The 22,357-nt window shown below is 41.0% G+C and carries 17 protein-coding genes, 1 tRNA gene and 2 pseudogenes; 9 read left to right on the forward strand and 11 right to left on the reverse strand.

Annotated elements, in window-relative coordinates:
- Nucleotides 1-112: 112 nt before the first annotated feature.
- Nucleotides 113-3,637, reverse strand: coding sequence for a two-component regulator propeller domain-containing protein (locus CJF29_RS07580; RefSeq protein ID WP_099146293.1), 3,525 nt, complete (start codon nt 3,635-3,637; stop codon nt 113-115).
- 147 nt (nt 3,638-3,784) lie between these two features.
- Here CJF29_RS07580 and CJF29_RS07585 point away from each other — a divergent pair, with 147 nt between their 5' ends.
- Nucleotides 3,785-4,336, forward strand: a complete 552-nt coding sequence (locus CJF29_RS07585) for a DUF4738 domain-containing protein (protein ID WP_004312456.1) — start codon at nt 3,785-3,787, stop codon at nt 4,334-4,336.
- Nucleotides 4,337-4,459: 123 nt separating this feature from the next.
- Entirely contained in the window at nt 4,460-5,638 is a 1,179-nt protein-coding gene (locus CJF29_RS07590) for a heparin lyase I family protein (protein WP_099146294.1), read from the forward strand.
- 105 nt (nt 5,639-5,743) lie between these two features.
- On the opposite strand, the gene CJF29_RS07595 is transcribed toward CJF29_RS07590, so the two are convergent.
- On the reverse strand, nt 5,744-5,923 hold the full coding sequence (locus CJF29_RS07595; RefSeq protein ID WP_229092036.1) for a hypothetical protein: 180 nt from the start codon (nt 5,921-5,923) through the stop codon (nt 5,744-5,746).
- A 60-nt stretch (nt 5,924-5,983) separates the two neighbouring features.
- Between CJF29_RS07595 and CJF29_RS07600 the strand changes: the two are divergent.
- A pseudogene (locus tag CJF29_RS07600) lies at nt 5,984-6,367 on the forward strand (PD-(D/E)XK nuclease domain-containing protein); the annotation flags it as partial.
- Nucleotides 6,368-6,490: 123 nt separating this feature from the next.
- On the opposite strand, the gene ablB reads toward CJF29_RS07600, so the two are convergent.
- The 6 genes and pseudogenes from ablB to CJF29_RS07630 all read right to left on the reverse strand — a co-directional run bounded on the left by ablB (nt 6,491) and on the right by CJF29_RS07630 (nt 11,948).
- Entirely contained in the window at nt 6,491-7,354 is an 864-nt protein-coding gene (gene ablB / locus CJF29_RS07605) for a putative beta-lysine N-acetyltransferase (RefSeq protein ID WP_099146295.1), read from the reverse strand.
- Nucleotides 7,326-8,633, reverse strand: a complete 1,308-nt coding sequence (gene ablA, locus CJF29_RS07610) for a lysine 2,3-aminomutase (protein ID WP_176553114.1) — start codon at nt 8,631-8,633, stop codon at nt 7,326-7,328. The genes ablB and ablA overlap by 29 nt, the downstream gene beginning before the upstream one ends.
- 56 nt (nt 8,634-8,689) lie before the next feature.
- On the reverse strand, nt 8,690-9,565 hold the full coding sequence (locus tag CJF29_RS07615) for a glycine betaine ABC transporter substrate-binding protein (RefSeq protein ID WP_074557695.1): 876 nt from the start codon (nt 9,563-9,565) through the stop codon (nt 8,690-8,692).
- Nucleotides 9,566-9,628: 63 nt separating this feature from the next.
- Entirely contained in the window at nt 9,629-10,450 is an 822-nt protein-coding gene (locus CJF29_RS07620) for an ABC transporter permease (protein WP_099146296.1), read from the reverse strand.
- 146 nt (nt 10,451-10,596) lie between these two features.
- Nucleotides 10,597-10,887: pseudogene (locus CJF29_RS07625) on the reverse strand (ATP-binding cassette domain-containing protein); the annotation flags it as partial.
- Nucleotides 10,888-10,898: 11 nt separating this feature from the next.
- Nucleotides 10,899-11,948, reverse strand: a complete 1,050-nt coding sequence (locus tag CJF29_RS07630) for a hypothetical protein (protein WP_310793922.1) — start codon at nt 11,946-11,948, stop codon at nt 10,899-10,901.
- 687 nt (nt 11,949-12,635) lie between these two features.
- Here CJF29_RS07630 and tnpC point away from each other — a divergent pair.
- The 3 genes from tnpC to CJF29_RS07645 all read left to right on the forward strand — a co-directional run bounded on the left by tnpC (nt 12,636) and on the right by CJF29_RS07645 (nt 15,204).
- The gene (tnpC, locus tag CJF29_RS07635) at nt 12,636-14,048 is read left to right on the forward strand and encodes an IS66 family transposase (RefSeq protein WP_229112578.1); all 1,413 of its coding nucleotides are present in this window, start codon (nt 12,636-12,638) and stop codon (nt 14,046-14,048) included.
- A 167-nt stretch (nt 14,049-14,215) separates the two neighbouring features.
- Nucleotides 14,216-14,662, forward strand: coding sequence for a PepSY-like domain-containing protein (locus CJF29_RS07640; protein ID WP_099147440.1), 447 nt, complete (start codon nt 14,216-14,218; stop codon nt 14,660-14,662).
- Between the two features lie 41 nt (nt 14,663-14,703).
- Complete coding sequence (locus CJF29_RS07645; RefSeq protein WP_074557702.1) at nt 14,704-15,204, forward strand: PepSY-like domain-containing protein; 501 nt, start codon at nt 14,704-14,706, stop codon at nt 15,202-15,204.
- Nucleotides 15,205-15,270: 66 nt separating this feature from the next.
- On the opposite strand, the gene CJF29_RS07650 is transcribed toward CJF29_RS07645, so the two are convergent.
- From CJF29_RS07650 to CJF29_RS07660, 3 genes are all read right to left on the reverse strand, one after another.
- Nucleotides 15,271-16,479, reverse strand: a complete 1,209-nt coding sequence (locus CJF29_RS07650) for an L-serine ammonia-lyase (protein ID WP_074557704.1) — start codon at nt 16,477-16,479, stop codon at nt 15,271-15,273.
- A 19-nt stretch (nt 16,480-16,498) separates the two neighbouring features.
- A complete protein-coding gene (gene corA / locus CJF29_RS07655; protein ID WP_099147439.1) occupies nt 16,499-17,551 on the reverse strand; it encodes a magnesium/cobalt transporter CorA in 1,053 nt (350 codons plus the stop codon).
- A gap of 86 nt (nt 17,552-17,637) precedes the next feature.
- Entirely contained in the window at nt 17,638-20,139 is a 2,502-nt protein-coding gene (locus tag CJF29_RS07660; protein ID WP_099147438.1) for an endonuclease MutS2, read from the reverse strand.
- Between the two features lie 133 nt (nt 20,140-20,272).
- On the opposite strand from CJF29_RS07660, the gene CJF29_RS07665 reads away from it, so the two are divergent.
- The 3 genes from CJF29_RS07665 to CJF29_RS07675 all read left to right on the forward strand — a co-directional run bounded on the left by CJF29_RS07665 (nt 20,273) and on the right by CJF29_RS07675 (nt 22,321).
- Nucleotides 20,273-20,357 (forward strand) — tRNA-Ser (locus tag CJF29_RS07665).
- 217 nt (nt 20,358-20,574) lie between these two features.
- The gene (rlmF, locus tag CJF29_RS07670) at nt 20,575-21,504 is read left to right on the forward strand and encodes a 23S rRNA (adenine(1618)-N(6))-methyltransferase RlmF (RefSeq protein WP_099147437.1); all 930 of its coding nucleotides are present in this window, start codon (nt 20,575-20,577) and stop codon (nt 21,502-21,504) included.
- 49 nt (nt 21,505-21,553) lie between these two features.
- Nucleotides 21,554-22,321, forward strand: coding sequence for an N-acetyltransferase (locus tag CJF29_RS07675; RefSeq protein ID WP_099147436.1), 768 nt, complete (start codon nt 21,554-21,556; stop codon nt 22,319-22,321).
- Nucleotides 22,322-22,357 lie beyond the last annotated feature (36 nt).

Consider the following 22,357-nt stretch of genomic DNA (forward strand, 5'->3'; position numbering starts at 1 on the left):
ATCAAATTTATCGGTTTATTGACAGCAACAAAAGTAATTTATTGGTCATTTCAATAAAAGCACAGATTGGACATATAAGGATAAAAATAGGACGAAATGCCCCAAAACACCTCTACAGGTCTTCATTAAGGTACTGACGTGGCGTTTTTCCGAATTCTGCCTGAAAACATTTGGAGAAATAAGAATGATTGGAAAAGCCTACCATGTACATCACTTCGGCAACGGTAAACTTCTTTTGTTGCAACAACATGGCCGCCTTTTTCATCCGGATCGATTTGATGTATTCCACTGGAGACATTCCGGTCAGCTGTTTAATTTTCCGGTAAATCTGCTTATTACTGATACCGGATAATTCACAAAGCGCATTCACATTCAATTCCGATTCAGAAAGATGATCCTCAATCAGGCGGATAATGTTCGACAGAAATTTCTCATCTTGAGATTCTGCTTCGATTGGTTTAAGAACAGGCAACGATTCCAACTGCTTTTTCACTTGTGTCGCCGGAATCTCTTCTTTCTCTACGGCGATGACAGGAATATTCAGCCCAATGGAAGTTCCTTTTCCTTCGTTCGAGGTGACTCCGTTGATGTGACCGCCATGAAGTTCCGTATAAGTCTTGACCAGATAAAGTCCGATACCCGTACCTTCCTTATTGCCGGTATGTGGAGACTGGAAAAAGCGCTGGAAGATATATGGAATATCTTGTTGCGGGATTCCGGTTCCTGTATCAGAAACACAAATATCCAACAATTCCGTTTCTTCACGATAGAAAAGAGACAGGCGGACGCTTCCGCCATCCGGGGTGAATTTGACGGCATTTGAAAGCAGATTATCTAAAATCACTCCAAGTTTGATGGCATCCATATCAGCATAAATCTTGGCTTTATTCGTCTCGAAATGGAATGTGATCTGTTTGTTTTCCTCATAGACGGAAAACAGGCTACGGCTGAATGACACAAGTTCGATACGCGACAAAATCAGCAGCGAATCTTTATTATCCTCTATCCGGTTGAAGTTTAATACCTGATGAATCAATGAGTTTATTTTCATTGCATTACGCTGCACCTCCTCCAGTGTCTGTTTCTCATGCACTTCTTCTGCAACGGGGAGCAATTGACTGACAGGAGCGATGATCCGGCTAAGCGGTGTTTTTAATTCATTAGACAAATGGGTAAAGAAAGTCATTTTCTGGCGTGATTGCTCCAGAATCTTCTCTTTTTCCATCCGTTCCATTTTCAGACGGTTCTTGACACGGAAAAAGTTGATAACCCAGGCAATGAGGCTCAAGAATAAAAGAATGTAGACAATCTTTGCCCAAAGTGTGTAATACCATGGAGGGAGAATTTTAATATTCAGGATATATGGATGCTCGGAAGGAGAACCGCTCTTTTCTACTTTGCTGATTACTAGCTGATAATCCCCATAACCCAAATTACTGTACGTAATGCGATTCGTGTTGGATTGCAGGAAATTCCATTCTTTGTCCATACCTTCCAGCCGGTAGACGAATTCATGTTTTTCTTCCAGCGAGTAGGGCAGGTCTGAAAGTTCGAAAGCCAGGTTGTTCTGGTCGTATTTTAGTTCGATAGCATCGGTATAGCGGATGTTGGGAATATCCTCTCCGGTATGCGGAGACATCAGTTGATTGTTGATATATAAGGCAGTCAGTAAAATGGAGTGTTCCGGCTGACTCATGGCTTGTATTTCGGGACGGGATATGCCGAACCCGTCTGCACCTCCCAGATAGATATTTCCATCTTCCGGATCAAACATGAGACTGGTGAAACGTTTATCCGTCAGGCTTTGCTGGCGGGCATCCATTGTTCTCCGGTCGATGATCCAAAGTCCGTTAGTGGTGGAAACCCAGATATGTTCTTTTACAGAGGTCATAGACAGAATCTCGTTATTGCTGAAATTGCCGAAAGAGATACTTTGCTGACTCGAGTCTTTGGGATTGATACGCATCACCCCTCCGTGAAATCCTACCCAAAGCATGCCGTCTTCATCCCGTAAAAGGTAGTTCGGGCTCTTCTCGCCACTTAATTCATCGGCAAACAGCTTTGTCACTTGCCGCGTACGGGCATTGATTTTGTCTATTCCTTTGCTGTTGTATAACAATACCCATACATTACCTTCCGCATCAGGGACAATCTGATTAATGAACATCCCCGACAGCCCATTATGAATGGAATAATTTTGATCGGCCACATACGATCTTCCGGCAGATTGTATCAGTTTATGTTTGTCCACAACAAAGATACCTCCGAGACAGGTGGCGATCCAAAGCTTCCCGTCAGTATCTTCAAACAGGTAATAAGCCCAGTTGGTATTATAAGTTCCTGTACTGTCTACGATGTTGTAATGTACAAATTGATGGGTATTATAGTCATAGCGGTTGATACTTCCGTCTGTGGCTATCCATAACTGCTGTTCTCTATCCTCGTAGATGTGCCGTATCCGGTTGTGGGATAACGGATGGTTTTTATCCCCCATTCTATACCAGATAGCATCGTGTTTATTGCCTGCCGGATGGGTGAACCGGATCACTCCGTTTGTACCTCCGAACCAATAGAATCCTTTGGAATCCCGGAACAGGGAATAGAACTGATTTCCGTCTCCTGTGCCTGTGATTTGAGAAATCGGTACAAATTGCAGCGCACTGTTATAGCGTGACAGGGAAATGCCATAATCTGTTCCCAGCCAGATATTATGTTCCTGATCCGAGAATATGTTCCAGATAATATTGTTGGTTAGTGACTGGATATTGCGTGAATCGTGAATGATATGCTGCAAAGGTTCTTTGTCATTCTGGTACACATAAAGCCCGTTGTCTGTACCTGCCAGCAAATTTTCATCTCCGTCCAGTGCCAGTGATTTGATGGAGTTGTTATGAAATACCTCTATCGCCTTCATCTCTCCTATAGTGGGATTGTATTGGAAGAGATAACCTTCCATCCCGATCCAGATACATTGTCGGGTGGTGTCTTCCAACAGAGAATTGACAAACAAATTGCTGCCTCCCCGGTTAACGGGCAAAAGGATGTTTTCAAATTTTCCACTTGCCTGCACATAGCGGCATAATCCGTTGTAAGTACCTATATAAATTTGATTATCTTTTGTATGAATGATGGAATAGATGGTGTTATGAGGCAATCCGGTCTGTTTGCTGTCGAAATGATTCAGTTGACGGCTTTTTAACTGATAAGTATATAATCCGTTCAACGAACCTATCCACAATGTATCTCCCTGGAGTACCATGGTACGGACATCCGTTGGGAAATCAGTATCCGGTTGCTCATATTTGTCTGTTCGATAGTTATAAACAAGAATCCCGTTATCTGTTCCCAGATATAAATAAGTGTTATCTGCTATAATACCGCAGTAGATACGTGTGTTAGTACGTTCTCCATACGTGAAATGCTGTTGTGTGGAATAACCGTCATAACTGAATAAACCCTTGTTGGAACCCACCCATATCAGTCCCTCGCTATCTTGCAGGAAGCAACTAATCACCGAAGCTTCGGCCCCGAGATAGATGTTGTCGAATTGCTGATAATTTACTTTTTGCCCATACACATTGCCACTGCTACAGTAGGCAAGGATGAGAAAAAGAATTGTTGTCATTCGTTCGCGCATGGTGTTAGGTTTGCAGGTTTTTAAATCTGTAATTGTTGTAAAAGTATTCCTTCTTTCCTGCAAATGTAGGAAAAATGTCGGTTACACTTGTAAATATCCCGCTCTTTTTGTTCCTTTGCTATCTATTTATAAACAGAAAACTTACGTATGAGAAAACTAATTTATTGGCTTTTATTGCCGTTGGCAGTGGCTGTGAGTGCATGTGGCGGTAAAAAAGGATCTTCAGATAATACGTCGACATTGGCGATGATAGACAGTGTGGATGCTCACGGATTGCAGCGTATGCAGACGTCTAAGAGCGAAACCGACTTTAAATTTAAGGGGAAAGATTATCATTCCCTCGTTTCGCGTACTCCGGATGAAAATCTGCCCCATGTGACAAACGAGCTGGGAGATACCTATGTCGACAATAAAATAGTGTTGCACCTGACTCGTGGTAATGAAACCGTGTTGAACAAGACCTTTACCAAGAATGATTTTTCATCGGTAGTCGATGCGAACTTCCTATCTAAGTCTATATTGGAAGGCATTGTATATGACAAGACCACTCCGCAGGGAATTGTGTATGCAGCGAGTGTTTGTTATCCGCAGACTGATTTGTATATGCCGCTTTCTATAACGATCACTGCCGATGGAAAAATGAGTATACAGAAAGTAGATATACTTGAAGAAGATTATGACGATGAAGCCCCCAATTAAGTTTGTAGGCGGGTGTTGACAGTAAAATTACACAAATGTGAAAACATTTGAGACAAAAGAAAGGCAGCCAATGAGGTTGCCTTTCGTATTTTTGCACCGTCAAAAAACTTAATACCGAATAGAATGAAGAAAAACATTTTTGCTATCTGTGTGGTAGCAGTAGGATGTACGGCACTGACCGCTCAAACCCAAGATACACAAACGTTGGTTCCACTTACGGAACGGGTAAACGTGCAGGCGGATTCGGCACGCGTCAATCAAATTATAGACGATTGCTGGGTAGCAGTAGGGACTAAAAAGCCTCATGCAATTCAACGCGACTTCACACGTATGTTCAACGGTAAGCCTTCCTATCGTTTTGAATTGAAGGAAGATGATAATACCCTGTCAGGATATGCCAAAGGGGAAACAAAAGGGCGTGCGGAATTGTCTTATTGTTATGCAACTTCCGATGATTTCAAAGGCCTGCCTGCCGATGTTTATCAGAAAGCGCAGATTACTAAAACCGTATATCATCATGGGAAAGGTATTTGTCCGCAAGGAGCTTCCCGCGACTATGAGTTTTCCGTATATATTCCTTCTTCATTGGGTAGCGATGTTTCGACAATTTTTGCCCAATGGCATGGGATGCCGGATCGTACATTGGTACAAACTCCACAGGGAGAAGTGAAGAAACTTACGATTGACGAGTTCGTTGAACTGGAAAAGACTACAATCTTTAAAAAGAATGAAGGGCACGAGAAAGTAGCCAAGCTGGATAAACAAGGTAATCCGGTGAAAGACAAACAAGGAAATCCTGTATATCAGGCCGGAAAGGCCAACGGATGGCTCGTGGAACAAGGAGGCTATCCTCCATTGGCGTTCGGGTTCTCCGGCGGATGGTTCTATATCAAAGCAAATTCCGACCGTAAGTGGCTGACGGATAAAGACGACCGTTGCAACGCAAATCCCGAAAAAACACCGATTATGAAACCTGTAACATCAGACTATAAAGCATCGACCATTGCTTACAAAATGCCTTATGCCGATTTTCCGAAAGACTGCTGGATTACATTCCGCATTCATATCGACTGGACAGTCTATGGCAAAGAGGCGGAAACGATTGTAAAACCGGGTATGCTCGATGTGCAGATGGACTATCAGGAAAAGGGGAAAAAGGTTAGTAAACACATTGTAGACAATGAAAAAATCATGATTGGACGTAACGACGATGATGGTTATTACTTCAAGTTCGGTATTTACCGTGTAGGTAATAGCACTAAGCCGGTATGTTACAATCTGGCAAACTATTCAGAAAAGTAATTAGTCGGAAGGTAGAAAGAGAGTGATATCCGGATGTCCTTTCAGTGAGCATCCGGATATTTTTTATTCTTCCCGTTTCGGGCATACTCTAACCGGTCTGTTTCTTTATCGCTTGTTCGTCAGTGCGGTAATGATATACTTTCCCGGTGCATCCATCTTGCTCCAGCTGGTACTGGAAAACAGCCTCCGTACCTGCGTGCCTTTTCTTCTATAATCCGATAGTCGGAGAATCGTCTGCTTCTCCTCCGGATCAGTCACTTTGTATCGGTCCAGACTTTCAATCACCCCATTGATATTATGAGTAGTCTGATTGTAGGCATATTCCGGGGTTTCAAGCGAAGTATCTATCTTTTCCGTGATATTCGCAATGGGGATATGGATGCTGCCTTGTGCCGTCTACAGACATTCTTATTTACGGTTCTTCAATGTGACAATACAAAATATGAAGGTCATTATCAACAGGTTTTCTATATCATATTTAGTTTGTTGGATTATTATGTAGATGTGGAAGTGCGTACTCCCTGCGGTCGGGTAGATATGGTATTGCGTACCAAGACCACACTGTATGTGATGGAATTGAAACTGGATAAGTCTGCAAACGAAGCGGTGGACCAGATTGATTAAAAAAATTATCCCGAACGCTTTGCTTTATGCGGGCTGCCGATAGTGAAGGTTGCCGTCAGCTTTGACAGAGAACGTTGCACAATTGGAGAATGGAAGATAGAATAGATTGTTCTTGTGATAAATAGAGTTGGGCATACTTTTAAAATTTAAAACAACTAATCCATTGCGGATTAGTTGTCTTTTAATTGTCTTCAAATATTTTGTAGGATGATATCTATACCAGAAAAGTCAGACATGCTTATAGAAAAGATTCATACTTTCTATTCCTCCTGAAATATTAGTATTGTTGATTAATGTTCCTGCATATTTATAACCGAGCCTTAAAAAAGTTTTGTTCATCGGGATGGATGTAGACCGTGCAATAGTATAGAGGGTCATTATTCCCTGCAGTTGCATTTCATATTCCATCATTTCCAGTAGTGAGCAGGACAAATTGTGCCCGGCATGTGTTTTGTGAGTAGCGAAGTCGGTCATTTCTGCATTCTTTGCGTTGAAGTCGACCTCTGCTGAGGCTAAAGCTACCAGTTTGTTTTTCTTGAAAGCACCAAAATATTGGACATGCCTACCCATCGTTTCTGCTATATAGCTAGGATTGTAAATGGGAAAAGGATAACTCACGAATGTTTCGGCATAGAGAGAAGCAATTTCCAGAATGTTTTTTATACCGAGTTTGCGAATGGTATATTCGGTATTAATCAGGTAACTCTTTACATCTATCCGATTTTGCAAAAGTTGATAAAGAGTTTCCAACTCACTATGTGGATAATTTAAGAGCCTTCGGTCTGTTTTCGGAAATCGTGAAACGAAGAAGGCATCTTCTTTCCCTTCATAAAATTGGGGTATATGTCCTTCGAGGATATACCCTTGTGCCAGAAACAATGGAGCAATCTGGGTGGGTACTTTACAAAAAACTTTAGAATAACCGTGTCGCGCTACCAAGTTTGCAATCTTGTCGAAGACAAGAGCAATGTCTTCTTTTAGTAATTTCATTAAATAAATACGGTCATTCAATTTCCCGTGTTGAAGAATGGAGCCTTTTCCAAGGCGTACAATTGTGTCTGGCTTATTCATTTCGTCTCTGTATTCTTTCATTGTCTTCGGGGATTAATGCAATTGTATCGTTGGCGTCAGAGAGTAACTTTTCGATGCCGATGGTTTCGAATTCGTCTGTATCAGTAGGAGTCACTTGAAGAGTGCATTTCTCACAATCATTGTTACATATCGTTGATTGATAGACGTTTGGTTCGGTGTAGGTGGTCATTATGCCTTCATAATTTCTTAGAATAAGTTTATTGACTGAACGTGAAATAACATAATTAGGCATTATCGGGATTTTACCACCACCTCCGGGAGTGTCAATTACAAATGTAGGGCGGGCGAATCCACTGGTGTGCCCAATGAGACTTTCCATGATTTCGATACCTTTCCCAACAGGGGTTCTGAAATGGGATAGCCCTTCTGACAAATCGCATTGATAGAGGTAGTAAGGACGTACTCTGTTCTCTACTAGTTTATGCACTAAGGATTTCATTATCTTCGGGCAATCATTGACTCGTGCCAAAAGGACAGACTGATTTCCTAATGGAAATCCTGCGTCGGCAAGCTTTGCCAATGCTTCCCGGGATGAATCGGTAATTTCATTCGGATGATTGAAGTGAGTGTTGATCCAAAGAGGTTGGTATTTTTTCAAAATAGAGATAAGAGAGTTTGTTATTCTGTAGGGGAGCACTACCGGCATTCTTGTTCCTATACGAAGGACTTGAACATGGGGGATGCGGATTAGTTCGGACAAAAGCCAGTCGAGCATCTTGTCGGAAAGCATCAGGGGATCACCGCCGGAAAGTAGTACATCTCTAACTTGCGGAGTTTTTTTTATGTATTCTATACCTTCCGTAAGTTGTTCTTTTGATGGGATGTAATCAATATCTCCTACTTTTCGTTTACGTGTACAATGCCGGCAATACATAGAACAGATATTACTGACGTGGAATAGTACCCTATCGGGATAACGGTGAGTGATTCCCTCAACGGGACTGTCTTTTTCTTCCGACAGGGGGTCGGTACATTCTGATTTCAGAGTGATTAATTCTTCGGGACTTCCAAATGATTGTTTGAAAACCGGGTCATGTCGATAGTCTTTTCGGCGAATAAGTGAGAGATAATATGGAGTAATGGACAGAGGAAACTTCTCAAATGTCTGTTGGAGTTGTTCTGTTTCTTTGGATTCAAATTTTATTCCAGTCAGGTTTTCAAACTGTTCAAGCGTTTTTATCGAATGGCGTAATTGCCATTTCCAATTTGTCCAGTCTGATATCTCAGCTTTATTGTCGATTTTCTGTGCAATTTCTTGTTGTACTTTATTATATATCATAATCATTTTTGTTTTTAATATAGTTAATACAATACAGGAAGAGGTAGCATATACCTTCATTTTTCCTCTTCTGTCATTACATCAGGAATCCAGCTGTTTACAATGTCCCAATGTGCGTGCATCCAGAGACGTGCTGCTTCGCCTTCAGTATTTACAGTATTTTCTACGGCGGACATGAGGGAGCTGATTTGTTCGTTTGTTAGATGAAGATTGGCGAGTATGGTGGCGGCAAATGGATCTTTTTCACTGAAACCTTTCCATGCGATGACTTTGACGTTTTCAGCTTCTCCATATACTTTTTTAGGATCTTCAAGCATTTTCAGTTTGAAACGATCAAACATCCAATGCGGAGTCCATCCTGTTACAACAATCCATTCGTTCCGGTCAATTGCTTTTTTCAGTGAGGCGGTCATAGCCGGTCCACTGGATGTGAGCAGCTTATATTTTAGTCTGTACTTTTCGATGGCTTTATCCGTTGCTTGCATTATTCCGGCTCCGGCATCAATGCCTACTATTTTACCAAAAAACTTTTCTCTATGCTTGTTCAGGTCTTCAATAGAATTTGTCTTCACATATTCGGGAACTACTAATCCAATGCGGGCACTGTCATAAATATTTCCAATTTCTTCCAGTTTATTGCCGTATTGTTCCATATAATCTGCATGGGTGACAGGGAGCCAGGTGTCCATAAATACGTCTGCCTTCTGATTAGAGATCGAAGCAAAAATAGGAGCAATATCTGCATTTTGCAGTGTTACTTCATAACCTTGTTCTTCGAGGATGGCTTTTGCGAGATGAGTGACGGCAATGCCTTCCGCCCAATTGGCATAGGCGATAGTGATTTGTTTTTTGGGTTTTACCAGATTACATGAGAAAAATGCAACTAAAATAATCGCGGTGGCTAATATGCCTAAAAATAGATATTTACTCATAAATGATTGTTTTATGAAGCAGGTGTGCTTCTGGTTTATAGTTGATCTTGTGTAGTTTTATATTCACTTTTTCTTTTTCTGAGCTATTCCTTGTGTGATGCGGTCTAGTATGATGGCAAGAATGACAACTGCAATACCTCCTTCGAATCCCAGTCCTATTTTCATTTGAGTAATTCCTTTCAGAACTACTTCTCCGAGTCCTCCGGCTGAAATCATAGCGGCAATGACTACCATTGAGAGTGACATCATGATTGTTTGATTCACTCCCGTAAGGATGGTTGGCAGCACCAATGGGAACTGTACTTTGTATAGCAGTTGCCAGGGAGTGGCACCGAATGATAGGGAAGCTTCCGTTATTTCGAGGGGAACCTGCCGGATCCCTAATCCAGTGAGTCGCACCACAGGTGGCATGGCAAAGATGATGGTTGCAAATGCTCCCGGCACAGTCCCTAATCCGAAAAACAGGACGGCAGGGATAAGATAGACAAAAGCAGGCATTGTCTGCATAAAGTCCAAAATGGGACGCACTATTTGATTACAGCTTTTGTTATATGCTGTCCAAATACCTAATGGAATACCTAATAATAGAGCAATGCTGGTTGAGGAAAGGACAAGAGCCAGTGTCTGCATCGTAGCTTCCCAAAATCCCATGCTGTAAATCAGCCATAATCCTAATAATGTGAAGACTGCTATGCTTTTTCCTACTTTATACCATCCAAGCAAAGCGAGGGCAGGTATCATAATATAAGCCGGTATTGCATAAAGTATGTGCTGGAAGCCTTCAATAAAGCCTCCTACTATTGCATTTAGAGTGTCGAAGAAAGGGGCGAAATAGTCTGTTAGCCAATTGATGCCCTGTTCAATGTAGTTTCCGATGTGAATCATGAGTCTATAGAGTTTTGAATGATTTCATTAATTTCTGTTTTGTTCTTTCCTGTTATTTCTGTAATGAGTCTTGACAGGGGAATGGTGCATTGAAACTCTCGTCGATTGTTTACTACCCAGACCGGTGAGTTAGTACGGGTCAGCAGAGGCAGGATGTCTTCGAGTAGAAAAACCATTGCCAGCACTTTTCGACGCATCTGTATCAGTTCCTTTTTCGAGGTTTCTGTTATATTGGTTCCATTAATGGAGATTTCTCCAGAAGTGCGATGTTTTAATCCATTTATACACCGCAACAGTGTCGATTTTCCACTTCCGGAAAGTCCCATGATGACGAATATCTCACCTTCTTGGATAGATAGGTTCACATTGTTCACAGCAATTACACATCCATCTTTGCCAAAGACAAGACAGAGATCTTTAATTTCAATCTTATTCATATATATGGGTCTTAGAAATAATAACCAATGTTCATATTCAGACGGGCATTCCATTCTGCTGAGGGATTGCCTTGGGCAAAAGCAGTGTTCCAGTCATTGCCTAGCCACGCTTGATTTTTCCCTAATGCATAGTCGATGTACATGTAGACAGGTCCCATACTCAGGAGACATCCGGTGACATTCATGAAACTATCGTTGAACCCTTCTGTATATTTGTGCATCATACTGAAGTCATTGTATAGTTGGATATTATCCAAAATACCTTTATTGATAGGGAATGTATATGCGAGTGCCGCTGTATAAGTATCAGCCTTGGCAGCAATCTCATACGAAGAACCATAAGCTACTGTTGTAACCTGCTTTCTACTTTCTTCCTCTTTATTTATGGGACTTATACGATAAGTGGTATATTGTATTTTTAAATTCCAGTTCTTATAGCTGGTAACGTAATGTGCGGCAAAAGCAGATCGAGAACCTACTTTCTTTGTATCCAGATTGTAGATACCACCCAACATGGCGGATACTCCAATTTCTTGTGTCCACTTCTCTCCCCAGCGATAAGCTATGCGTACGTTCCCTTGAGTTGTTTCTTTGTTTCTCCCACCAATGTCATACGCATAACGATCGGGAGAGGCTTCGGTATCTTCACTGAAATCCAGTATGTCAGCATTTTTGAAAAATGCTATTGCTACATCCCAATGCCCCTTCTGATAGAGATATTTGATACCCATGTCCGCATCATCTTCCAATCCGAGATAATAGTTGATATTAAAGAAATAATTGTTAGCCGTATATGGAAGGATACCGAATGGGACAGTTGTTAATCCTAGCTGAATTTGATGGTTATTGTTGAACTGATAACCCATCCAGCCATGTTTTAGCATGCCACCGCCTGAAGATGTGGTATAAAAGCGATATTCAGCATCCAATATGATCTTTTTATAAGCCCCATTGATATTCAGCCGGAATACATCGAAGCCAAAATCACCTCCACGTTTCTTATTACCATTCTTCCAATCTGAATAATTATAGTTAAATCGCAGAGCTCCTCCTAATTTCACAGTTGGTTTCTCTTGAGCTGGGATAAGCAAAGAATAACATAAGGATAAGAGGCATATAATGAGTTGTAATGATCTGTTTTTTCTTTTCATGAAGGTAATAATTGAGCATCGGAAACATAATTGATGTCTCCGTTACGAATGAATAATTAAGGTGAAAAAGATAATTAGTTGATAACTAATTTCTTCATTTTCCGGGTTTTAGAACTCTGTTTTGATTAAAATACTCTACTTTCATCGCTTTTAGTGTTATAGGTTAATACTGTTGCTAATCCGTACGAACGCGCTTCAACAAGCTTTTACTAGACTGGTTGGAGAAACAGGGGGAAAGAATGTAAAACCACAATAGGTAAATACATATAAAAATGAGGAGAGAAAAATCGGATAGTAAAGTCAAACAAAGACAATTCAATTTCTCAAAAGCACCTGAAACTCGCTTGGTTTTAATTTTAAATTTCTACAAAGCTATAAATCAAATAGTTCAAAAACAAGCAATTAAATATTCTTTTGTATATCTTAACAAATGAAGACTAGGTGGTAGTTGCATGCCGAGAACTAAAGTAACTACTCAGGTATCTTTTCCTGAAAATTGAAAAAGTAATCCAAACTCTCTTACCTGTTGAAATGTATCTGATAACTTTATGCCAATCCCCTTTCTCTATTATCCCCTAGATATTACTTTTGCATTCAATGATTGAGCAGGTAACAGACATATCTAAGTTCTTATCGGAGATGAACGAGAAATTCTCTTCGATGGAGCAAACTATATCTGAGCAAGGTGCTGATATTAGCCGTCTTTATCGTATTATTGATCAGAAGGATAAAGAGATTCATGTATTAAAGAAACGTTTATCCAAATATGAAGGACCTGATAAGGATAGTCATAATAGTAGTATTCCTCCTTCCCAAGAATCGCTTCCTGCCAAAGTCCTCCGTCGGACACAGTCTTTGCGCAAGAAGTCAGACCGTAAGAACGGTGGTCAATTTGGTCATCCCGGCTCTACTTTAGAAACGAGCACTTCTCCTGATTTTATCGAAGAACATAAATCTGACTATTGTGAATGTTGCGGCAGTTCTTTGACTGGGGCTGAGTCTATTTGTAGCGGAGTCTCCCAAGTGGTTGATATACCTTTACCCCGTCCCCAAGTAAAAGAACATCGCTCTTTTGATGTGACTTGTTCTTGCGGCCACATTAATAAATGCCCGCTCCCCAAAGAATGTAGTAAACGGATTTCATACGGCAAGACTATTCAGTCTCTGGTGTCTTTTCTTAGCCATGTTCAATGTGTTTCATTTGAACGTATCTGTGAAATACTCAAAGAAATTTTCTCTTTGTCTATTAGTCAAGGTACAGTGCGGAACATGCTTACTAAAATAGGGACTAAATCAAAAACTGTTTGTGACCAAATTCGCAGGCGCATAGCCGAATCCACAGTTGTTGGCGCTGATGAAACGGGACTATATGTCAATAGTGCACTTAATTGGGCATGGATATTCCAAACGGATCAGTTAACCTATGTATACCAAGACAAGTCCAGAGGAATGAAGGCTATAAACAACCATTTTCCTGATGGATTGCCCAATGCTGTATTAGTCACAGATCGACATGGTAGCTATTTCAATATGGAAGTAAAGAATCATCAGGTATGCATTGCACATCTGTTAAGGAACATTCAATACCTTACTGAACTTGACCCTAAGCAGAACTGGTCTAAAAAAGTGAGTACACTTCTTAGAGAGGCGATACACATCCGTAAGACTACAAGCTTTGAAGTAATACCAATAACCACTATAAAAGACAGATTGGACCGATTGCTAAATGAAAGCGTAGCACATCTGCATGAGGATTTCCAGAAGTTCAAAAATGGTCTCTTCAAATGTAAGGATTATCTTTTTACCTTCCTGCAAAACCCAGATGTTCCTTATGATAATAATGCCAGCGAAAGAGGTATTCGAAAAATAAAGGTAAAGCAAAAAGTCAGCGGATGTTTTCGTACAGAAAAAGGGGCTAACACTTTTATGAACGTCCACTCCGTTGCTGAAACCGCTAAGAAAAACGGAAATTCTAAATACAAGGCTATTCTTGCTGTTCTTGAACAGTGAGAAGTATCAATATGACTTTATACCTGAGTAGTTACGAACTAAAAAATGGTGGTTAAAGAATACAAAAAAAGAGCAAACTCACCATGTTCCCAAATCTTTCCAGAATCTGTATCGTTATTTGCTGTATGAAATGAAAATATAGTATTAACGCTAAAAGAATAACGATTATGAAGAAAATTCTATCTTTACTTGTGTTGGCTATTGTAGCCGTACAGTTCTCATTCACAAAAGATGTAATTACCAAAGACATGAATCAGTTACCGCTTTCGGCACGTAATTTTATCAACAGCCATTTTACAAATCCTCAGGTAGCTCACATTAAAATTGATAAGGAAATGATGGAGTCTACCAAGTATGAAGTATTATTGATGGATGGTACGGAAATTGATTTTGACAGTAAAGGAAATTGGGAAGAGGTAAGTGCAAAGAAAGGACAGGCTGTTCCTGTTAGTATTGTTCCGGGATTTGCTGTCAATTACTTGAAAACTCATAATTTTGTGAATGAAGGAGTGACAAAAGTGGAACGTGACCGCAAAGGGTATGAAATTGAATTGTCGACAGGGCTTTCTTTCAAATTTGATAAGAAAGGGAAGTTCATCAAAGCTGATGATTAATGAAAGATTTGCGATAGATAGACCTAAACAAGAAGATAGCTATGTGGAAATTTAAGTTTAGCGCTTGGGCGGTGATATTGATAATGACTGCTCTTTCGTTCAGCGCATGTGATGATGACGATAATGATACTTATGTTCCGCCCAGTAGTATTACAGAAGCCTTGAAGCAAGTGTATCCGGGTGCCCAAAATATAGAATGGGAAATGAAAGGTGTTTATTATGTAGCTGACTGCTGGGTGACTGGAGATGAACTGGAAGTCTGGTTTGATGCGAATGCCAATTGGGTGATGACAGAGAATGAATTGAATAGCATTGATCAGCTGGTACCCGCTGTTTATACGGCTTTTATGGATTCTAAGTATAATGCGTGGGTCGTAACAGATGTATATGTATTGACATTTCCGCAGAATCCTATGGAGTCTGTGATTGAGGTGAAACAAGGTAGTCAACGCTACTCGCTTTACTTCTCACAAGAAGGTGGATTGCTGCATGAGAAGGATATCAGTAATGGAGATGATACGAATTGGCCTCCAACTGAATAGCTTTTAATCCTAAAAATCAAAACGGACTATTTCTATAAAAGGAATAGTCCGTTTTGATTTTTATAACTACATTTGTTTGTAATCCTTAGCCAATCCTCCTTCACTTGTTTCTTTGTAGAGTGACGGAAGGTCGTGTCCGGTCTGTTTCATAACTTGCACTACTTTGTCGAAAGAGACGCGATGCATACCGTCTGTGAAAGCTGAATAAAGATTAGCATCTAACGCACGTGCGGCGGCGTATGCATTTCGTTCGATGCAGGGTATTTGTACTAATCCGCATACGGGATCACAAGTCATTCCTAAATGGTGTTCCAATCCCATTTCTGCTGCATACTCAATCTGCGCCGGGCTACCTCCGAATAATTGATTAGCGGCAGCTGAGGCCATTGCACAGGCAACGCCTACTTCTCCCTGACAACCTACTTCTGCTCCGGAAATAGATGCATTGAATTTGACAATGTTGCCAAACAATCCGGCAGTGGCTAATGCACGTAGAATGCGCATATCACTGAAATCACGGCTTTTCTGGAGATGATATAATACGGCAGGCATCACTCCGCAGGAACCACAGGTAGGAGCGGTCACTATTTTTCCACCGGAAGCATTTTCTTCACTTACTGCCAAAGCATAAGAAAAGACAAGTCCTCTGGATTGCAGGGATTGTTTGTATCCGGTAGCGCGTATATAATAGGTGGAGGCTTTTCGTCTAAGATTTAGTGGGCCGGGAAGTACTCCTTCAGCTTCCAGTCCACGGTGAATGGCATCTTTCATGGTGCCCCATACTTCAGCCAGGTAATCCCATATATCTTCTTCCTCACATTCCTTCACGTATTCCCAATAACTTTTTCCGGTATCCTCACACCATTGGAGTATTTCGGTCATGTTTTCCATGCCATATACATCGGGGCTTTCGATAGTTGGATTATCATTATTTTCTGCCAGTGCACCGCCACCAATACTGTAAACAGTCCAGTTCTCAAGCACTTTATTATTGTTATCCAAAGCCGCAAATGTCATTCCGTTCGGATGGAACGGTAGAAAGACTTTGGGTTGCCATACAATTTCTACTGGTGCAGTGGGCTGTAAGGTGTCTATAATGGCTACATCCGTCATGTGTCCTTTACCGGTAGCGGCTAAACTGCCGTAAAGGGTGACTTTAAAAGATGCAGCATCCTGATGACGTTCCAAAAACATTTCGGCAGCTTTGCGCGGTCCCATAGTGTGGCTACTGGAAGGTCCTGTGCCTATCCTGTATAGCTCTTTAATCGATTTCATGACTGATGATGTGTTTTTGTTAATACCATTTCTTTTTTCTGAAGTACAAATATACAATAATACCGATAATTGCCATTACAATCCAGGCAAATAAATACCCGTACTGCCATTCCAGTTCCGGCATCCATTTGTAATTCATTCCCCATACTCCAACCAGAAATGTTAAAGGAATAAAAATTGTGGATACGATGGTCAGCCTCTTCATGATATCGTTCATACGTAAATCATTGTTGGAGATATAAAGATCGACTAATGAAGAAAGGGTTTCCCGACAGATTTCGATGGTTTGTAATACAAATTGTAGGTGGTCGTTTACATCATTGAAAAAGGCGCGGTTCACTTTATGGATGAGCAGGTTTTCTGCCCTCAGTAGCTTTATATATTGTTCTTTCAAGGGGAGGATTGCTTTTTTCATTAGCATATATTGGCGTCGTAATGCCTGAATCTGGATACCGATGTCATCTCCGTTGGTGATAGTAAGCAGTTCCTCTTCCAAATCTTCGAGTGCGTCATCGATGGAAGAGATGGTTGAAATATAGTTTCCCATCACGCTGTTGAGCAGTACGCTAAGCAGATAATCTGTTTGACGACTGCGTATCTTCAGGACATCATTACGCAAGGCTGAACTGATATCATCGAAGAAATCAGTTTCTTTTTCGAGGAAAGTCAGTACATAATTATTTCCTATGATAAGGCAGACTTGCTGTTGGAGCAGTTCGTCCAGTTCATTTTCTTCTTTATGTTCGTTCGGATAGAATATTTTTAAGATCAGAACAATGTATTTATCATGCTCTTCTATCTTGGTCGGATGATCCGCATTTAATATATCCTGTAAGACAAGGAAGTCTATTTCGAAATGACTGCAGATTTCCCGGATAGTTTCTGTATTTTTCATTCCGTGTATCTGTAGCCAGTTGATTTGATCGTTGTTCAGCGTACCTTTGATGGCTTGAAAAGTATCACTAGAACTTTCCTGCATCTCGGTAGCATTGTAAGTACAAAGATGTAAATGGGTAGGAGTAAGACTTTCTCCTGTATAAATAAGCTTTTCGCTTAACAGATTATTCTTCATGCTTTATTCTCGTTTTAGAAAACCACTGTAACAAAGGTAGTGGTTTTCTAAATGAGAACAAGTTCTTTGAACGTTTTGTTTACGTGTTAGTCAAAATCGACTACTGTGATTCCGGCACCGCCAAACTGTACATGTTCGTCGGCATAGTGGCTGACTCCCGGTACGGTGGCCAGATATTGGCGGATAAGTGTACGAAGTATTCCCGTTCCTGTGCCGTGAAGGATACGTACACGATCCATGCCGACTAATATGGCGTCATCAATAAAATAGGTGACTGCCTGTAAGGCTTCATCCCCACGCATTCCGCGTACATCAATGTCCTGTTTGAAGCTAAGCTTCTTTTCATACATCTGATCGTGTGTCTGGCTGCTGACAAAAGTGCTTTTTGCAATCCCTTCCGTCTTGGGCGTATGATTGGCACGTTCCAGACGGTCTATTTTTACGGTCGTTTTTATGCTTCCAAAAGCAACAGTCGCATTTTTACCACTGATTTCCATCACTTGGCCGACGCTTGTCTGTCCTTTGATTTTTACATTTTCTCCTACTGCAATCGGCACTATTTTAGGGGCACTTGATGGAGAAGAGACTGCAGCTTTCGGTTCACTCTTCTTGTTTTTCTTCCGCTCTTGCTTTTCCTTTAGTTTCTCCATTTTTTTTGCAATCTTCTCTTCATGCTCTTTAGATGCCAATGCATCCAGAGAAGTACGGAAGTCTGTCAGTTCCTGACGTGCCTGGCGCGTCTTTTCCTTTTCGGCTTGCGCTTCCTTTATTGTACGAATCGTATTTTCAATGCGGGCATTGGATTCCTGAAGCATGCGTTCCGCTTCTTCTTTTGCTTGCCGGATAATCTCTTTCCGGGATTTTTGCAATTCTTCTATCTCTGTCTGGTAACGGGTAATGGTTTCTTCCATGTGCTTTTCCCGTTGACGGATAGTTTGACGTTTTCCTTCCCAGTAACGCTTGTCGCGCACAATGTCCTGAAGGTATTTGTCTGCATTGATATATTCGCTTCCTACGATTTCCGAAGCATCTGCGATGACATCTTCCGGTAGTCCGATTTTTCGTGCAATTTCTACGGCGAACGAACTTCCCGGATTTCCGATTTGTAATTGGAAAAGTGCTTGCATGAGATGACGGTCGTAAAGCATGGCTCCGTTCACTACTCCTTCATGATCTTCAGCAAAATGTTTCAGATTCTGGTAGTGGGTAGTGATGACTCCGAATGTTCCTTTCTGGTTGAAACGTTTCAGTACGGCTTCGGCAATAGCACCTCCGATTTGCGGCTCCGTACCTCCACCGAACTCGTCAATCAGGATGAGGCTCCGTTCGTTGCAGCTCTTCATCATGATTTTCATGTTGGTCAAGTGAGAAGAGTAGGTACTCAAATCATCTTCAATAGATTGCTCATCACCAATATCGATAAAGATGCTGCTGAATATACCGGCATGACTACGTTCGTGCAAGGGAATCAGCATACCGCATTGCAGCATATATTGCAGCAAACCAACTGTTTTCAAACAGACGGACTTACCTCCGGCATTCGGTCCGGATATAATAAGGATACGTTGTTTTTGATCGAGCTCTATATCCAGTGGTACGACTTTCTTTCCATGTTTGGCTAATGAAAGTTGTAATAAAGGATGCACGGCCATCGTCCAATCCAGTAGTTGTTCATTCTCTACGGCGGGTTTCAGACTATTGGTCTGTATGGCGAAGTAGCTTTTTGCACGGATAAAATCTATCTCCGCCAGAAATTCGTATGATTGAAGAATTTCCGGGATAGATGGACGAAGGATATTCGAGAACTCGGTAAGGATGCGAATGATCTCACGTCGTTCATCACTTTCGAGTTCACGGATGCGGTTGTTGGCTTCTACCACTTCCGCCGGTTCTATAAACACAGTTTTTCCACTGGCGGATTCATCGTGTACGATACCTTTGATTTTTCGCTTGAGTCCGGGGGCAACTGGAATCACCAGACGTCCGTCACGCATGGTGGGAGCTACATCTTTGTCCACGTATCCTTCGGACTGCGCGCTACGCAGGATGCTGTTTAATGAACGGGAAATATTTCCCATCGTACTGGCAAGTTCGCGACGTATGCGGGCTAATTCGGTAGAGGCATTATCCTTGATTTTTCCATATTTGTTAAGGATGCCATCTATTTTCCCTATCAGTTGCGGGAACACGGCAATATCTCCTGCCAGTCGTTTCAGGCTAGGGTAGGGGGTATTGTTTTCTTCTTCATCTTCATTCCGATGCAGAAAGCGTACAATGTCACGGATGGTTTCTAATGAACGGCGTAGGTCAAATAATTCTTGTTCGTCCAAATACATTCCTTCTATTCGCACACGTTTTAGCGAAGGACGGACATCAAAGAAAAATTGATCGGGAAATCCGTCCTCTTCCTGGATGATGCGGACAAACTCTGTTACTTGGTTTAATTTCTCCTCAACCTCTTCATGTTGCTCGGAAAAGTTCATGTCTGTAACTCTTTCTTCACCTAAAGTACTGAGGCACTTATCTTTTAGTAACTGTCTTATCTGGTCGAATCCTATCTTTTGCTCAAAGTTTTGAGGGTATATCATATTTCTGTTCTTACTAATGAACTGCAAAAATACGATTAATTCGCGAAAAAAATATCAGAATGTTTGCAGATTTAAAAATGATTCGTACCTTTGCACCGCTTTCAACGGAAAGCACTTCTGATAAAGGAGTTTTGGAGAGGTGGCAGAGTGGTCGATTGCGGCGGTCTTGAAAACCGTTGTACTGCGAGGTACCCGGGGTTCGAATCCCTGTCTCTCCGCTTTTAAGCATTGAATATCAATGCATTATAAAATAAAGCACCCAATTAAGGAATCTGAAAAGGACCTTATGGGTGCTTTTTTATTTTAATATGTTTTCTAGGTATTCAGTATTGAAAGAGCTGAAAAGAGAAAAATCTTGTTTGCTGATTTGAAACCAATTTAGTGTATTAACAGGGAAAATTTGCAGACAGGAAAATTCTCTGTATCTTTGCCGACATGGCAGAAAAAGGCGAGTTACATATAAGAAATAAGCACAATGGTCAATATGATTTTCCATTGTTGATAGAAAATTACCCTCCGCTTAAGAAATTCGTATCGCTTAATCCTTTTGGAATACAAACTATAAACTTTTTTAATCCGCAAGCGGTGAAAGCATTGAATAAAGCATTATTGATAAGTTATTATGGCATCCGATACTGGGATATTCCGAAGCAATACTTGTGTCCACCCATTCCCGGAAGAGCGGATTATATTCATTATATTGCTGATCTCATTCAGTCGGATGGGGGAGTTAAAGATTTGCAGGAAGAGGACTCAAATGGACAGAAAACGAAATGTAGATGCCTGGATGTTGGGGTAGGTGCAAATTGTATTTATCCGATTATAGGGCATACAGAATACGGATGGACATTTGTTGGGAGTGACATTGATCCGGTTTCCATTGAGAATGCACGAAAGATAGTGACTTGTAATCCGGTGCTGGCACATAAGATTGATTTGCGACTTCAAAAAGACAGTCGGAAGGTTTTTGATGGAATTATCATGCCTGACGAGTATTTTGATGTTACGATCTGTAATCCTCCGTTTCATAGTTCGAAGGAAGAAGCGGAAGACGGGACCTTGCGTAAATTAAGCAGTCTGAAAGGCGCGAAAGTGAAAAAAGTACAGTTAAATTTTGGCGGGAGTGCGAATGAGCTTTGGTGTGAGGGTGGAGAAATCCGTTTTATACTGAATATGATTTCCGAGAGTCAGAAATATCAGAAAAACTGTGGATGGTTTACCAGCCTGGTTTCTAAAGAAAAGAATCTTGAAAAGCTATGTGCTAAATTGGAGTCTGTGAATGCATCGGAGTATAAGATTATCAGGATGCAGCAGGGGACTAAAAGCAGCAGAATATTAGCTTGGCGATTTTTGGGTAACTCATAATCAATGAGTGTTTATAAATATGTTATTTTCAACCTATTAATAGAATATTATGGAAACAAATTACATCACTTTGACGAAGGAGAATATTGCGGGCGAACATATATGCTGTGCTTTTTCGGATAAGAAATGCAAAGATAGTTATGAGTTAAAAAAAGAATGGTTGAAAAAAGAGTTTGCCAATGGCTATGTTTTCAGGCGTATTGATGAACGGGCAAAAGTGTTCATCGAATATGTTCCTGCTGAAAAAGCGTGGGTGCCTGTCAGTGCTCCTAATTATCTGATGATAAATTGTTTTTGGGTATCGGGTAAATATAAAGGATGCGGACATGGTAAGGCTTTGTTGCAGTCTGCTATTGACGATGCAAAATTACAGGGAAAAGATGGTTTGGTTACTGTGGTAGGCACTTCTAAATTTCATTTTATGAGCGATACGAAGTGGTTGCTGCGACAAGGTTTCCAAACCATAGAGAAACTTCCTTACGGATTCAGCCTTTTAGCTTTAAAAATAAATCCGGCAGCTCCCGATCCTTCATTCAACGACAGTGTGTTGACTGGTGAGTGTCCTGACCGGGATGGAGTGGTCGTTTATTATACCCATCGCTGTCCGTTTACTGAATTCCATGTTCGTGGTTCTTTGGTCAGTGCAACCAAGAACAAAGGCGTTCCATTAAAAATAATAGAATTGGAAACCATGGAACAGGCACAAAATGCACCTGCCCCAGCCACTATCTTTTCTCTTTTTTATAATGGGAAGTTTGTTACGACTGACTTGAGTGCATGTCTCGAAGGTCGGCTGGAAAAGGCTTTAGGTTTGTGATATTATCCCAATAACTATTCATATAATATTGGGAGT

The organism is Bacteroides celer (genome assembly GCF_002632415.2).
Classification (GTDB): domain Bacteria; phylum Bacteroidota; class Bacteroidia; order Bacteroidales; family Bacteroidaceae; genus Bacteroides.